This is a genomic window from Aquibium sp. ELW1220 (assembly GCF_030398385.1).
In the GTDB taxonomy this organism is placed as follows: Bacteria; Pseudomonadota; Alphaproteobacteria; order Rhizobiales; family Rhizobiaceae; genus Aquibium.
Genome location: NZ_JAOAOQ010000005.1, coordinates 185,118 through 199,149 on the forward strand (window position 1 = coordinate 185,118; position 14,032 = coordinate 199,149).

Annotated in this window: 13 protein-coding genes and 1 tRNA gene; 6 read left to right on the plus strand and 8 right to left on the minus strand. The window is 65.7% G+C overall.

The annotated features are described in order from the left end of the window. Positions 1 to 11: 11 nt before the first annotated feature. From N1F91_RS06970 to N1F91_RS06980, 3 genes are all read right to left on the minus strand, one after another. Positions 12 to 974 (minus strand): alpha/beta hydrolase-fold protein, encoded by a 963-nt coding sequence (locus N1F91_RS06970; protein ID WP_289991029.1) that lies wholly within the window; start codon positions 972 to 974, stop codon positions 12 to 14. Then, entirely contained in the window at positions 961 to 1,269 is a 309-nt protein-coding gene (locus N1F91_RS06975) for a DUF2218 domain-containing protein (protein ID WP_289991030.1), read from the minus strand. The genes N1F91_RS06970 and N1F91_RS06975 overlap by 14 nt, the downstream gene beginning before the upstream one ends. 63 nt (positions 1,270 to 1,332) lie before the next feature. Then, entirely contained in the window at positions 1,333 to 3,513 is a 2,181-nt protein-coding gene (locus tag N1F91_RS06980) for a TonB-dependent siderophore receptor (RefSeq protein WP_289991031.1), read from the minus strand. A gap of 258 nt (positions 3,514 to 3,771) precedes the next feature. Here N1F91_RS06980 and N1F91_RS06985 point away from each other — a divergent pair, with 258 nt between their 5' ends. The 5 genes from N1F91_RS06985 (at position 3,772) to N1F91_RS07005 (ending at position 8,430) form a co-directional block, all read left to right on the plus strand. Beyond that, positions 3,772 to 4,734 (plus strand): AraC family transcriptional regulator, encoded by a 963-nt coding sequence (locus tag N1F91_RS06985; protein ID WP_289991032.1) that lies wholly within the window; start codon positions 3,772 to 3,774, stop codon positions 4,732 to 4,734. 39 nt (positions 4,735 to 4,773) lie between these two features. Beyond that, complete coding sequence (locus N1F91_RS06990) at positions 4,774 to 5,706, plus strand: siderophore ABC transporter substrate-binding protein (protein ID WP_289991033.1); 933 nt, start codon at positions 4,774 to 4,776, stop codon at positions 5,704 to 5,706. Next, on the plus strand, positions 5,707 to 6,708 hold the full coding sequence (locus N1F91_RS06995; protein WP_289991034.1) for an iron chelate uptake ABC transporter family permease subunit: 1,002 nt from the start codon (positions 5,707 to 5,709) through the stop codon (positions 6,706 to 6,708). Between the two features lie 85 nt (positions 6,709 to 6,793). Then, positions 6,794 to 7,675, plus strand: a complete 882-nt coding sequence (locus N1F91_RS07000) for an iron chelate uptake ABC transporter family permease subunit (RefSeq protein ID WP_289991133.1) — start codon at positions 6,794 to 6,796, stop codon at positions 7,673 to 7,675. Continuing rightward, positions 7,672 to 8,430, plus strand: a complete 759-nt coding sequence (locus N1F91_RS07005; RefSeq protein ID WP_289991035.1) for an ATP-binding cassette domain-containing protein — start codon at positions 7,672 to 7,674, stop codon at positions 8,428 to 8,430. The genes N1F91_RS07000 and N1F91_RS07005 overlap by 4 nt, the downstream gene beginning before the upstream one ends. A gap of 100 nt (positions 8,431 to 8,530) precedes the next feature. Here N1F91_RS07005 and N1F91_RS07010 read toward each other — a convergent pair whose 3' ends face one another. Then, positions 8,531 to 10,912, minus strand: coding sequence for a PAS domain S-box protein (locus N1F91_RS07010; protein WP_289991036.1), 2,382 nt, complete (start codon positions 10,910 to 10,912; stop codon positions 8,531 to 8,533). 348 nt (positions 10,913 to 11,260) lie between these two features. On the opposite strand from N1F91_RS07010, the gene N1F91_RS07015 reads away from it, so the two are divergent. Further along, the gene (locus N1F91_RS07015; RefSeq protein WP_289991037.1) at positions 11,261 to 11,926 is read left to right on the plus strand and encodes an adenylate/guanylate cyclase domain-containing protein; all 666 of its coding nucleotides are present in this window, start codon (positions 11,261 to 11,263) and stop codon (positions 11,924 to 11,926) included. 21 nt (positions 11,927 to 11,947) lie between these two features. Here the strand turns inward: N1F91_RS07015 and N1F91_RS07020 are convergent, their stop codons facing one another. The 4 genes from N1F91_RS07020 to N1F91_RS07035 all read right to left on the minus strand — a co-directional run bounded on the left by N1F91_RS07020 (position 11,948) and on the right by N1F91_RS07035 (position 14,021). Then, positions 11,948 to 12,487 carry a hypothetical protein gene (locus N1F91_RS07020; protein ID WP_289991038.1) on the minus strand — a complete coding sequence of 180 codons (540 nt, stop codon included), beginning with the start codon at positions 12,485 to 12,487 and terminating at the stop codon, positions 11,948 to 11,950. Then, positions 12,487 to 12,936: a DUF305 domain-containing protein gene (locus tag N1F91_RS07025; RefSeq protein WP_289991039.1), complete on the minus strand. Its 450-nt coding sequence runs from the start codon at positions 12,934 to 12,936 to the stop codon at positions 12,487 to 12,489. The genes N1F91_RS07020 and N1F91_RS07025 overlap by 1 nt, the downstream gene beginning before the upstream one ends. Then, on the minus strand, positions 12,936 to 13,574 hold the full coding sequence (locus tag N1F91_RS07030) for a c-type cytochrome (protein WP_289991040.1): 639 nt from the start codon (positions 13,572 to 13,574) through the stop codon (positions 12,936 to 12,938). Before N1F91_RS07030 ends, N1F91_RS07025 begins: the two co-directional genes overlap by 1 nt. Positions 13,575 to 13,944: 370 nt before the next feature. Then, positions 13,945 to 14,021: transfer RNA gene (locus tag N1F91_RS07035), tRNA-Arg, on the minus strand. Positions 14,022 to 14,032 lie beyond the last annotated feature (11 nt).

Here is a 14,032-nt window from a genome sequence, read left to right on the forward strand (position 1 = left end):
ACGGCCGATCCTCAGGACTTGCGACCGAGGTCGATCGCCAGCTTCAGCGCCCGGTAGGCCGCAACGCCTTTGGCCGACATATGGTCCTGCCCAGCGAGTTTCTCGAAGGTCAGCGCGATCGCGTCGCCGTGCCTGCCGCGGATCAGAGCGGCAAGGTCGCCGACGTTGCCGACCATGCGGTTGCCGTCGAGCCAAGCCTGGCGGATCGTACGGTCCGGCCATGCAAGCGCTTCCCAGTCCGACAACGTCTCCTCCTCGGTGCCGACGGTCAGCAGAAGCGGGACCGGCTGCTCGCGCGGCGTGCCGAGGAAGGCGGCCACGTCGCCGAGGATCCTGCGGTCATTCACCCAGATCGACGGGCTTGCCGCTGTAAAGGCGTCGAACAGGTCCGGCCGCTGCGTCATGATCCACAGCGTCATCAGGCCGCCGAGCGAGTGGCCAAAGAGCATTTCGGCGTTCCGGTCGATCGGGTACCGTGCGGCGACGGAGGGCTTCACCTCGCGCACCAGCGCGTCGAGAACCCGTTGCCCGCCGCCGAGCTTCGGCCACGGCTTGCCGTTGGGACGCTCCGGCATGACGAAGCGGTCGGCTGGCGGCGTGTAGTGGTAGATGCGGCGCGTCTCGCTTGCGGCGGCGTCGGCATAGCCGATCGCGACCACCATGGCCGGCCTGAGCCCCGCCCGCCGCGCCGCCGGTTCCAGCGCGGCGGCGAAATCGGACAGCATGCCGAAGCTGGTGTCGCCGTCGAGCGCATAGAAGACCGGATAGCCACCGTCCGGCGCCGGGCCGGCCGGCTGCCAGACGAGCAGCCTCAGGTCGGCCTCCATAGCGTCCGAATGCACCACATGCGCGCTGCTGCCCGGGATAGACACGGCTTCGCCTCCCGGCGGTTCCGTGGCTCCCGCGCCGCCTGCAAACATCAGGGTCACGCAGAGCGCTGTCGCCATCCGCGCCATCGTCTCAGCCAGCGTCATGGTCGGCCTCGTTTTCGTCAGTCCAGCGGATCGCGGGTTTTTCGCGCCACGAGAACCGCGACAGGTGGTCGTCGATCACGTAGCGCGCGCGCGCCAACGCCTCCGGAGACGGCGACACGCAGTCGATCCGCAGCGCCTCGCCGTCCGCCCGCATGCGGCAGTCGCCGAACGGGAAGTCGATCCGCGCGCTGTGCGGGTCAAAATCCACCGCGACCTTGTGCGCGAAGTGCTTGCAGAGCTGCTGCAGGTATTTGGACGCGTTGGCGGTCGCGACGACGGTTCTGGCGCTGGGCATGATGTGACCTTGCTTGGATCCGGCAGTGGGAGGCTGCGCAAACTCCTGCGCGGCCCGGTCGTCCTAGAATTTGGCGGACACCCGCAGCGAGGCGCTCAGCGGCTCGCCGTAGAAGTTGAACACCGAATTGCTGCCCACGCGGGCATAGTACTTCTCGTCGAAGACGTTGTTGACGTTGAGGCTGACCTCGAGGTGCTCGTTGACTTCGTAGCCAGCCAGGAGATCCACCGTGGTGTAGGCCGGCGCCTTGAGCGAGCCGGAGGAGAAGGCGCTGAAGGCCTTCAGGCCGGCGCCGACATAAAAGCCGTCGAGCACCCCGTGGCTCTCGTTGAAGCTGTACTTGCTCCACAGCTGGAACATGTGCTCGGGCGTGTAGGCGCTGAACACCGTGCCCGCCGTGCCGGCCGAGGTCGTATTCAGGTATTCCGTGTCGGTGAAGGTGTAGCCGACCGAGAGCTGAAAGCCCGGCAGCACCTCGCCGCTCGCCTCGACCTCGATACCCTGCGCCTGCACCTCGCCTAGCGCGGCCGAGAAGCCGGGATTGTCGGGGTCCGTCACCGCGCGGTTCGTGTCGCGCAGGTTGAAATAGGCGACGGAGGCATTCACTCCGGAAAAGAGTTCCGCCTTGAGGCCGACCTCGTACTGCCGTCCCTCGCGCGGGTCGAGCATGGCGCCGTCGATGTCGGTGGCCGTCTGGGGCTGGAAGATGGCGGTGTAGCTCGCATAGGCAGAGAGCCGGTCGGTGAGGTCGTAGACCGCGCCGGCATGGGGCGTGAACTGGCCGTCGATGTCGACGACGCTCGTGGCCGTGTCGTTCACGAGATTGGTGGTCGTGGCGTCGTACCAGGTGACGCGGGCACCGCCGATCAGCGTCAGCGGGTCGGAGGGCTTGATGCGCAGCTGGCCATAGACGCCGAACTGCTGCGGGTCGACATTCGTCTGGCTCGAATAGTTCACCGTCGGCTCGTCGAGATCGCTGTTCCAGTCGTAGATGTTCTGGTCGACGATGATCGTGCCCGCGCCCTGCAGCGTCGTGATGTCCTGGTTCTGGTAGTCGAAGCCCAGGATCACGTTGTGCTCCTGTCCCCACAGCTCGAACGGCTTGCTGATATGGGCGTCCAGGGAGAGCGACTTGGCGTCGTATTCGCGCGCGAGCCAGCGCGAATCGGCTGTGTCGGCGCCGCTCGACACGATGTCGCCGTTTTCGGCGACGTAGCCGTTCGCCCAGGCGTAGAGGAAGTTCACGTCCGTCACCTGGTAGCGCGCCGAGACCTTCGCGTGGCCGCCGTCGTCGAACTTGTGCTCCACCTCGGCGATGTAGTCCGTCACCTCGTTGTCGAAACTGTTCCAGTCGGCGCCGGTGAATGTGGAGCGGTCGAGATCGACCAGCGTGCCGTCCTGATAGCTCGGCAGGCCGTTGAACGGCATGATGTCGCGCTGCATGTGGCTGATGGAGAAGGTCGCGGTCGTGTTCTCGGTGACGTTCGCCTGGACTGTGCCGTAGGCGACGCCTACGCCGTTTTCGACGTTCTCCACCCAGCTTCCCTCGCCTTGGTAGGCGCCGACGAAGCGGCCCCGGATCGTGCCGGCCTCGTTGAGCGGACCCGTCACGTCGAGTTCGGCACGGCCGTTCTCCCAGGAGCCGACGGTGCCGTCCACCCGCACCGCGAACGTGTCCTTCGCCTGCTTCAGCCGCATGTTGATCGCGCCGGCGGGCTCGCCCGCGCCGCCGAACAGGCCCGCCGGCCCGCGCAGGATCTCGATGTGGTCGACGATCGCCATGTCCGGCTGCGTGCCATAGACGCTGGAGACCGGCGCCGGCAGGCCGTTGAAATAGAGGTAGTCGAACTCGAACCCGCGCGAGAAGATGCTCGACCGGCCGTCGTCGTTGTTCAGCACCACGATGCCGGGCGTCTCGCGCAGCACCGTGTCGAGCGAGGTATATTTGCCGTCCTCGAGCCGCTCGCGCGTGATCACCGTCGTTGATTGCGGTATCTCCCGCACCGGGCGCACGTCCTTTTCCCCGACGCTGATGCGATCGGTGGTGTAGCTATCGGTGTCCTCGGTCTCGTAGCTCGCACCGTCGAAGACCAGCCTGTCGAGCGTAGTAGCCGCGCCGTTTTGTCCGGAGTCCTGCGCGATGGACGGTGCGGCGCCCGCGGCCAGCGAGGTCGTGGCCAGCAGCAGTGCGGCCAGTTTCCGTCCGCTGCGGCCTGTGCGCTGTCTCGCGATGTGCTCACTCATGTCCGACCCCCAGATGCATGGTCGCCGCGATCCTTGCGGCATAAGTTGATTAGTATCATCATGTTTGTTAGTGCATCACGGCGAGGGTCGCCAGCCGGCGTCCTTTGCGAAAGCGCCAAAAGCGTTTGCCGCGCGACGGACTCGCCACGCCGGCCGGCACGGTCGGGTTGCGATGTGTCATGACGGCCAGGCTTCGGGCATGGAGAAGGTTCGACGACACACGTGCAGAACGTCCCGGCAGCCTGCGACGAAGGAGCCGTGAGCTTCGCCACCATCGCCGATACATCGGTGCTGGTCGGAGACGGCTTTGCGCTGCGCAACGTCCGCCCCGCGCCTGGCGGCATCGCGCTGAAGGGCGAGTACCAGCTGGTGCGGCTGCGCAGGGGGCTGGTCGTCCACTCGTCGGATGCCGTCGATCTGCATGACATGACCACCGTCGTCGAACAGCGCCCCGGCCTGACGATTCACTTGTTCCTGTCCGGCTGCATCGAAGCGACCATCGGTGGAAAGTCTCTCCACCTGGGCCGCATCCCCGGCAGCCCGGTGCGCGGCGTCGTCACCGCACGAGCCCAGCCTGACGAGTTCCAGCGCCATGCGCGGAAAGGCGATCACATCCGCAAGGTCAACGTGACGCTGTCGACCGACTGGCTTCACGAGGGCGCCTTCGGGTCGAGCGAGGATTCGCAGGCGGTCCGGAGATTTGCCGAGTCGCACCTCGCGCGGTTCGAATGGACCGCCAGTCCGGGCCTCGTCTCGCTGGCCGAGCAGATGCTGCACCCGCCGCCCTATTCGGCGTCGATGCGGAACCTCTACCTGGAAAGCCGCGCACTCGACATCGTTGCAGAAGCGTTTTCGGCCCTGACGCAGAATTCCGCCGCCGAGCGCCATGCCACACTCCGGCCGTTCGACCTGCGCCGCCTGCGCACCCTTGAGGAGTATCTGGATGCGCATCTTTGCGATCTGCCGCCGCTGCAGGAAATCGCCCGCACAGGCGGTGTCAGCGTCAGCACCCTGCGGCGGCTCTTCCACGCAGCGCACGGCACCGGCGTCTTCGAATACGTCCGGCGTCGGGGGCTCGAGCGGGCCCGCTTTGCGCTGGAACGCGAGGGCTCCAGCGTCTCGGAGGCCGCCTACATCGCCGGCTACACCAGCCCCGCGAATTTTGCCACCGCCTTCAAGCGGCAGTTCGGCGTGAAGCCGACCGAAGTACGGCGCCACTGACTTGCCGCACAGGCGCAATCACCGCTCAAGAGGTTCGACGTGACCGTGTCCGATTGTTCTCCCCGCCGTCTCGCGGCAATCCTGCTCTTCGCGGTCTTCGCCCTGGCCTCGGCGCCCGCCGTGGCGCAGGAGATCCGCGTCCAGCATGCGCAGGGCGAAACCGTTCTTCCTGCCCCCCCGACGAAGGTATTCACCTTCGACCTGGCCGCGCTGGACACGCTCGACGCTCTCGGCGTCGAGGTCGCTGGCGTGCCGGGGTCCAACATTCCTGACTATCTGGGCAAGTACCGTGGCGATGGGTACCTGAAGATCGGCTCCTTGTTCGAGCCCGACTTCGAGGCGATTGCCGCCGCCGGCCCGGATCTCATCATCGTCGCCGGGCGCTCGTCTCCCAGATACGCCGAGCTGTCGCGCATCGCGCCGACGATCGACCTCACCGTCGCGCCCGACGCCTATCTGGCGGGTGCGAAGGCGAACGCTGTCCTGCTCGGCCGCATTTTCGGCAAAGAGACGGAAGCGGCCGAACGCATCGCCGATCTCGATGCATCCGTCGCGGCAGTCAGGGAGCGTGCGCCGGCCGCCGGCGATGCTCTCGTCATCATGACCAATGGCGGCAAGGTGACCGCCTACGGCCCGGGTTCGCGCTTCGGCTGGATCCATGACGACCTCGGCGTGCGCCCTGCTGCCGATGCGGTCACCGCAGCCACGCATGGCGAGGTGGTCTCGTTCGAGTATCTCCTGCAGACCAATCCGGACTGGCTGTTCGTGGTCGACCGGGATTCCGCGATAGGCAGCGCAGGCGCCTCCGCGGCCGGAACGCTGGACAATGATCTCGTGGCGGCGACCAGGGCGGCCGAGAACCACCGGATCGTCTACGTCGACACCGTTCGCTGGTACCTGGTCGGCGCCGGAATCTCGGCAGTTCGGACGGTGGTGGAGGAAATCGCCGCCGCTCTGGAAAAGTCACGCTGAATGGCGCTCGCCGACGCTTCGGCAGGCGTGGCTCGGCGGTGGCTCATGCCGGCGGGAATCGTGCTGGCGCTGATCGCCCTCTCCGGAGCCAGCATCCTGGTCGGCGTCGGCCAGATCGACATCGCCGCAGTCCTCGCCGGTCGCGCTGACCCCGACTCGCTCCGGCTCCTTCTCGTCAGTCGCATTCCGCGGACCTTCGCCATCATCCTGAGCGGTATGGCCATCGCCGTCGCCGCGGTGATCATGCAGATGCTGTTCCGCAACCGGTTCATAGAACCGACGACCTCCGGCACGGTGGAGGCCGCAAGCCTCGGCCTGGTCGTCGTGGCAATCCTCGCCCCTGGATTGCCGATCCTGGCCAAGATGATCACTGCGGCATCGGTCGCTCTCGTGGCGACTTTCCTGTTCCTGCGGCTGGTGGAGCGCATCCCCGCCCGGTCGAGCCTGCTGGTGCCGCTGGCCGGGCTGATGCTCGGCGGTGTCATTCAGGCTGTGACAGTCTTCCTCGCGCTGCGCTTCGACCTCCTCCAGTCCGTTGCGACCTGGACGAACGGCGACTTTTCGGGGGTGCTGCGGGGCCGCTACGAACTGCTCTGGGTCGGCTTCGCCCTGGCCGCCGCGGCCTATTTCATCGCCGATCGCTTCACCGTTGCCGGGATGGGCGAGAGCTTCGCCACCAATCTCGGCCTGGATCATCGGCGCATCGTCGCCACCGGCCTCGTCATCGTCTCCCTCGTCACGTCGGCCAGCGTGGTGACGGTCGGTACCGTCCCGTTCCTCGGCTTGATTGTCGCCAACCTCGGCAGCCTCCTGATGGGCGACAACCTGCGGCGGACGTTGCCCTGGATCGCAGTCTGCGGCGCAGTCTTCCTGCTCGCCTGCGACCTTGCCGGACGGCTGATCCGGTATCCCTACGAGATCCCGGTCGGGACCGTCGTCGGGGTGCTCGGCTCCGCGATCTTTCTGATGCTGCTTCTCCGCCGGGAGGCACGCCTTGGCTGACGCCGGCTTCCGTGCCGACGCGAGCCGCGAGACGGTCGTGCTGGCCGGTCTCGCGACGGCCGCGCTCGCCTGCGCAGTCGTCTACATGACTCTGGGCGTGCGCGGTGGCTGGGACTTCGTCCTGCCGTTCCGCGGCTTCAAGCTCACCGCGATGGTGGTCGTCGCCGTCGCCATCGCTTTCTCGACGGTGATTTTCCAGACCGTCACACAGAACCGCATTCTCACCCCGGCGATCATGGGATTCGATTCCCTCTATGCAGCGATCCAGACGGCGCTCGTCTTCTTTCTCGGCTCTCGCGAACTCGCGGGGATCGACCCCAACCTGCGCTTCACGGGGGAAGCCGCCCTGATGGTCGTATTCTCCGTCGCCTTGTTCCGGTGGCTCCTGTCTGAGCACGGCCGCAGCATCCATCTCCTGGTGCTTTCCGGGGTCGTGTGCGGCGTGCTCTTCCGCAGCCTTGCTTCGCTGCTGCAGCGCGTGCTCGATCCGAACGAGTTCTCCGCTCTCCAGGATCTGCTCTTCGCGAGCTTCAACAGCATCGACGTCGGTCTGCTCGGCGTGACGAGCGTGGTGGTCGTCGTCTCCTGCTGCCGGCTTCTGTCCATCCACCGCACGCTCGACGTCCTGTCGCTGGGACGGGATGCAGCGATCGGCCTCGGTGTCCCGCACAAGCACATGGTGACGCAACTGCTGTTCCTCGTGGCGGTGCTCGTCTCCGCCTCGACTGCCCTCGTCGGGCCGATCGCCTTCTTCGGACTATTGGTCGCCAATCTCGCCTACATCGCCGTCGGGCACCGTCACCGCGCGGCGCTGGCCGCTGCGGCGCTGATCGCGATCATCGTCGTGGTTGGCGGCCAGACGGTTCTCGAACATGTGCTGAAGCTCGACAGCGTGCTCGGTGTGGTGATCGAGTTCATCGGCGGCATAGTCTTCATTCTCCTCCTCATGCGCGGCGCCTATCGATGATCGAGGTTCGCAACGTCACCAAGGCCTACGGCAATACGGCGGTCGTCGCCGACGTCTCGCTCGACCTGCCCCACCCGGGGCTGACGGTGATCGTCGGGCCGAACGGCGCCGGAAAGTCCACCCTCCTGTCGATCATGGCACGCCTTTCGCCGGCGGATTCGGGCAGCGTCCGGATCGGCGGTATGGACGTCGCGACCGCCCGGAGCGATGCGCTCGCGCGTCGCGTCGCCATCCTGAAGCAGGACAACGTCATGAGCGCGCGCCTGACCGTCCGCGACCTGGTGGGTTTCGGACGCTTTCCTCACAACAGGGGGCGCCCGACTCCGGTCGACCGGGACCGGGTCGCCGCGTCGATCGCCTTCCTGAACCTGGGGGGGCTTGAACACCGCTTCCTAGATGAACTGTCGGGCGGTCAGCGCCAGCGCGCCTTCATGGCGATGGTGCTGTGCCAGGACACCGACTATCTGCTGCTCGACGAACCGCTGAACAGCCTCGACATGCGCCACGCGGTCGAGACAATGCGCCTGCTGCGCAGGGCCGTCGACGAACTCGGCAAGTCGGTGACCGTCGTCCTGCACGACATCAACTTCGCCGCCGGCTACGCTGACCGCATCGTCGCGATGAAGGCCGGACGCGTCGTCTTCGACGGCGCTCCCGGAGACTTCATGTCCGCTGCTGTCCTGAGCGGCATCTACGACATGGAGATCGCGGTCCACCGCATCGGCGACCGGCGGATCGGCATGTTCGAACGGTAGCGTTACCGGAGACGAGGCAGCGTCGGCCGAGGCGCTGCGGTGCCGGCGTCCTCCGTAAAGGACCCCCGCCGCTCCGGAGGTATTCCGGCGAAACCCGGCGTCAGCCTTCCGGCTGTTTGCCGAACAGCTGCGCGATCGCCGCGGCAATCTGCTTTTCGCTATACGGTTTCGAGATTGCCGCCATGGCCGGCTCTCCCTCCAGGGAAAGCTGCTGACCGGATGCGATCAGGACCCGGAGGCGGGGGTGCTTGCGCTGTGCCGCATCGGCGAGATCCTGTCCGCTGCCATCGGGCAGTCCGAGGTCGACCATCAGGAGGTCGATCGAGCCGCCAGCGAGGATTCGTTCCGCCTCGGCGACGGTCATGGCCTGCTGCACCTCGTGGCCAAGGTCCTCCACCATGTCCACTGCCGTCACCAGGATCAATGGCTCGTCCTCGACGATCAGGACGCGCAGGCGGCGGGGCCGTTCGGCGGCCGGCTTCTTCGCGGGACCGAGCACCGACCGGATCTTCAGGCCGAGTTCGTCCCGCGAGTAGGGCTTGCTCAGGAGTTCGACATTCTCGTCGAGCTTGCCGCCGTGCACGATCGCGTTCTGGGTGTACCCCGATGTGAAGAGAACCTTGATCCCGGGAAACTGCCGCTGCGCGATCCGCGCCAGTTCGGGGCTCCGGAGTTTCCCAGGCATCACCACGTCAGTGAAGAGGAGGTCGATCGGCAGACCGCTTTCGACGATTGTCAGTGCGCTGTCGGCATCCTTGGCCTTGACGACCTTGTAGCCGAGGTCTGAGAGCATGGCCACGACCGTGTCGCGTACATCCTCGTCGTCCTCGACGACGAGGATCGTCTCGCTGCCGCCGACCGGAGCACCGACCTTCTTTGGACGGGGAACGGTCTCGGGATCGGTCGAGCGCGGCAGGTACATCCGGATGGTCGTACCGTCTCCAGGCTCGCTGTAGATCTTGATGTGGCCGCCCGACTGCTTCACGAAACCGTAGACCATGCTGAGTCCGAGGCCCGTCCCCTGACCCTCTGCCTTGGTTGAAAAGAAGGGGTCGAAGGCCTGCCGCTGGACGTCTTGGGACATTCCGGGGCCATTGTCCGTGACCGCGATGACGACATACTGGCCGGCCACGACATCGGCATGCTCCCGGGCGTAGGCGTCGTCGAGGAAGCCGTTGCTGGCCTCGATGGTCAGCTTGCCCGGCCCGTTCAGTGCGTCCCGCGAATTTATGGCGAGGTTCAGCAGGGCGTTCTCGAGCTGGGTCGCATCGATCTCCGTGTTCCAGAGCCCGCCGGCGATCACGGTCTCGACCTCGACGGCCTCGCCGATCGCGCGGCGCAGCATGTCGTCCATGGATCGGACGAGCTTGCCGATGTTGATCACCGTTGGTTGCAGGGGCTGGCGACGGCCGAACGACAGCAACTGTGACGCCAGCTTGGATCCGCGCGAGACCCCGGCCAACGCGTTGCCGATCCTGGCCTGTGCGTGGTCATTGCCGGCGAGTTCCTTCGACAGTAGCTGCAGGTTGCCGCCGATGACCTGGAGGAGGTTGTTGAAGTCGTGCGCAATTCCGCCGGTCAGCTTGCCGATCGCCTCCATCTTCTGCGACTGGATCAGCTGCAGCGTGAGGGCTTCGCGTTCCGCGATTGCCCCCTCGACCTGCTCCGCAAGGCTGTCGTTGAAGGCCCGGGCGGCTTCTTCCGCCCTGAGGTCGTCCGTGATGTTGCGCGCTTCGATGACGGTTCCGATCCCGTTGCCGTTCTCGTCGCGGATCGGGCTGGCGGTGAAGCCCACGGGATAGAACGATCCGTCCCTGTGGACGAACACCTCGCGCCCCTGCACCTGCATCTCCCGGGGCAGCGCACGGTCGATGGCGCAATCCTCGATCGGGAAGGGGCGGCCATCGGGGTGCGTGTGATGAATCACGTCGTGAAGCGGTCGCCCCGTCGTCTCGCTGAGCGTGTAGCCAGTCATCTCCTCGGCGGCCTTGTTCATGTAGACGCAGTGCTGGCGGGTATCCATGAGGAACACCGCCATCATGGTGTTCTCCAGCACGGCGTTGAGCCGCCGGCTCGTCTGCACGAGCTGCCTCTCGGTCGCGACCCGCTCGGTCACGTCCTGAACCGCGGCGTAGAACAGCGCGGGTTCGCTTTCGTCCATCAGCTGCAGCCGGATCGAAGCATCGTAGTGCGTACCGTCTCTGCGCCGGTGCACGGTCTGGAAATCGACCTGCCTGGTCGAGCCGTCGAGCAGGGGCCGGATAAGCAGTTGAAAGGCTGCGCCGTCGAAGTCCGGTTTGATATCGAGAGGGGTCATGTCTCTCAGTTCGGCTGCAGAGTAGCCGAGATTTTCCTGCGCACCCGTATTGGCGAAGACGAACCGGAAATCGTCAGAGCGAAAAATGTAGACTTCGCTTGTAGAACTTTCGATCACGCGCACCAGGCGGTCCCGCTCCAGGCGGTACGGGTTCGCTTTCGTCATATCCGTCACACCGTAATTTCGGGAAGAGAATGTCTCGCGCTATGATCGCTACCTATCTCTATTGACCGCGCAGGCAGGTCAAGACGCGGAGGCCTCCGCGGAGGCGCCGAAGCGGCCGGACCGGGCCTCTTCCCGGAGATATGTGGCCGCGAAGACACCATGCGAACGGGCTTGACCTTTCGGCTGCCTGGACCCTCAATGACACCGAAGTCCAGCCCCTGTCCGCATGCAGCCGTGCCGAGACGGATGGATGGCATCCGGGAACGTCCTTCGTCCGTTGCCTGCCGCCGCGGGCGGGCGACAGGCGGGACCGGAAAGAACCGGCAGCTTGCCGGAGAAGAGGTTGCCATGGCGCCGATGAGCGATCCCCTCGATGCTCCAGCCGCTACGGTCGGGTTCATCGACCTTGCGGGATTCAGCGCGATCACCGACGTCTACGGAGATATCTCCGCAGTCGGTGTCATCGATCGTTTCGAGGCGCTGGTGAAGGCCGCCATTGGCGACGACGGGCACGTTATCAAATGGCTCGGGGACGGCGCCATGCTTTTGTTCCCGGATCCGGAATCGGCGCTCCTGGTGATGGGCCGCCTCATCCCGGCTTGCCGCGCGACACCTGAAATCCCGCTAACGCGGGTCTCGCTTCACCACGGAGCGGTGCTGGAACGGCGCGGCGACTATTTCGGTGCGACCGTCAACACTGCGTCCCGGATCAGCTCCTTGGCCGCTCCTGGACAATTGCTGGCGACGCAGCGCATCGCGGACGTGGCCGCGGCCACCGGCATCTCTGTCGCACCGCTGGGCGAGGTGTCCCTCCGATCGGTGTCAGGCAGGCTCCCGCTGTACTCGATCGAGATCGCGGCGTCTGTCGACCCCGATTGGATCGACCCGGTCTGCAAGATGCTGGCACCCTTCGCCGGCTTCGTGCGCCAGCATCCGGAGGGGCCTTGGTTCTGCTCGCCCGCTTGCGCAGAAGCCTTCCGCAAGTCACCCGAGACCTACATGGCAGCGCGCTAGCCTCGTCCTGCCTCATGGCTCTCAGGCGCCTGTCGCCGCCTCGACCGTTTCGCTGCAGCCGTAGTAGCCGCGGTAACCGGCGTGCAGGCTGTCGCCGATCTCGAAGACCGCCGTGGCTTCCCGCTGCTCCGCGTCGGGGCCTTCAAGCGGCATGATCGACATGCGGATGGGGTCGGCGGTCAGGACCGTTCCCGCATCGGTTGCCTGCGCTTCCAGTACGACCAGATTGCCGTTCAGCTTGATGACAGCATCCGCCGGGCTCTCCGCCGTCCCGGAAACGAGGGCGAGAACCGGCCGTCCCGAACTCGTGTAGCGAAAGAGGCACTTGGGTCCTGCCCCCAGTGCTTTCTCGATCTCGGCATGGTTCAGCCGCGCCGGGTCGAGCGTCGGAATGTGCGCACCCTCGATCGCCTCCGCCGCAGGCAGGATGCGCGCGACATCCGCGTCGCGCGCCGGATCGAACGCGGCGTCGGGAGCGCCGGAATCGCTGCAGCCGGAGACGAGGAGGAACGAGAGCCAGAGAGCGAGCGCCCCGAGCGGGTGAAACGGGATCCGGTGCATCAGTCGCGTGCCTCCAGATCGGCAGAAAGGTACTTCATCTCCGCGATCTCGCGCTCCTGCGCGGCGATGATCTCGTCTGCCAGCTTCCTGACCCGGGGATCGGAGATCTGCGCGCGCTCGCTGGTCAAGATGGCAATGGAGTGGTGGGGGATCATGGCGCGCATGTAATCGACGTCGTCCACCGTCGCCTGGCTACGCACCAGCCACAGCGAACCGGCGAAGACGACCACCGCTCCGGCAAAGATCCCCAGATTGAGCGGCACGCTCTTGTACATCGACAGCATGAAGCCGAGCATGATGAAGGCCATGGTCGCGCCCATCAGCAGAGCCATCCAAGCCCGCGTCTCGCTCCAGAACACGTGCTCGTAGGCGTAGGTGTTCAGATACATCAGACCGTACATAACGACCGTCGACGTGGCGATCATCGCTGCGAAGCGCCAGTAGGACATCACTCGTCTCCCGTCGTCTCAGGACGCACGGCCCGCTTCGCGCTGCCGTCCCCGGACCGCTCCAAGTCGCAACCGGCGGCCGCATACTGCTCCGGGGTCGTAGCGGGCAGCTGTTTCACGAAGGCTGCGATTCCCCACAGTGTCTCGTCGTCATCGCCTGGGCCGAAGGCCGGCATACCGCTCATCTTCGCGCGGTGCTTCACCGGCCAGAAGATTTCCGCCGTCTCACAATGCGCTGCAGCCTCCCTCAAATGCGGCGGTCGCGGCCGCATTCCGCTCGACCACAAGGTGCGCTCGACGCGCGGCTCCGCATGGCAGGGCCGGCAATATTCCCTGTGCTCGCCGGCTCCGGTCGCGAGCATGGCGTCCGAGATTTGGGACTGCACCGTTTCGGCGGCGGCGCGGCTCTCGAGGGACCTTCGGAACGTCGTGTCGAACACCGACCGCGTGAAGGAGGCGTGCTCCTCGGTCGTGGCGACATTGTAGCTGCCGCTGTAGGCGACGACGATGACCCTGCGCGCATCCAATGCGACCGTGGCCACGACCCCGGCGGCGAAAGGCGAAAATCCGGCTGTCTGTGATCGCTTCATTCTGCTCCCTCCATTGAGGGGAACCACGCGCAGCCGCTGATGTTCCAAGAACAGATCGCCGCTCGTAAGCGGCCTTGACCTTCCAGTTTGTGGAAGCAGCAAGCATCGGGTTCGGCAATTCTGTGCGATGAAGATCAGCAGCGATCGGTTGGAGACTGCCTGCGCAGCTTCGCGCCGGCCTCGGCCAGTTGCTCCTCGATGGCTGATCGCCCCTCAGCTCGCTATCTGGCTCCTTGGACGGCCAGGATCCAAAGGAGCGATGACAGCCCCGACACGGCCCTCATCGTCGCGACTATCGCGCTGCTGAGAACTCGCTGGCCTACGGGGACCGCGGGACTTCGGACTGCGAACGTAGATGTGCCTGTTCGCCCTGGCGTCGGAGCGTCGCCGTCGATCTGATCCGGCTTGCTGGGAAACATGGTGATCCCGACTGGATTCGAACCAGTGACCCTCAGATTAGGAATCTGATGCTCTATCCTACTGAGCTACGGGACCACGCGCGCACC

Excerpts from the sequence above, each read along its gene's own strand:
- N1F91_RS06970 (WP_289991029.1), bottom strand. The coding sequence starts at position 974 with ATGACGCTGGCTGAGACGATGGCGCGGATGGCGACAGCGCTCTGCGTG.
- N1F91_RS07005 (WP_289991035.1), top strand. The coding sequence starts at position 7,672 with ATGATCGAGGTTCGCAACGTCACCAAGGCCTACGGCAATACGGCGGTC.
- N1F91_RS06995 (WP_289991034.1), top strand. The coding sequence starts at position 5,707 with ATGGCGCTCGCCGACGCTTCGGCAGGCGTGGCTCGGCGGTGGCTCATG.
- N1F91_RS07010 (WP_289991036.1), bottom strand. The coding sequence starts at position 10,912 with ATGACGAAAGCGAACCCGTACCGCCTGGAGCGGGACCGCCTGGTGCGC.
- N1F91_RS07020 (WP_289991038.1), bottom strand. The coding sequence starts at position 12,487 with ATGCACCGGATCCCGTTTCACCCGCTCGGGGCGCTCGCTCTCTGGCTC.
- N1F91_RS07015 (WP_289991037.1), top strand. The coding sequence starts at position 11,261 with ATGGCGCCGATGAGCGATCCCCTCGATGCTCCAGCCGCTACGGTCGGG.
- N1F91_RS06980 (WP_289991031.1), bottom strand. The coding sequence starts at position 3,513 with ATGAGTGAGCACATCGCGAGACAGCGCACAGGCCGCAGCGGACGGAAA.
- N1F91_RS06975 (WP_289991030.1), bottom strand. The coding sequence starts at position 1,269 with ATGCCCAGCGCCAGAACCGTCGTCGCGACCGCCAACGCGTCCAAATAC.
- N1F91_RS07025 (WP_289991039.1), bottom strand. The coding sequence starts at position 12,936 with ATGTCCTACTGGCGCTTCGCAGCGATGATCGCCACGTCGACGGTCGTT.
- N1F91_RS07000 (WP_289991133.1), top strand. The coding sequence starts at position 6,794 with ATGACTCTGGGCGTGCGCGGTGGCTGGGACTTCGTCCTGCCGTTCCGC.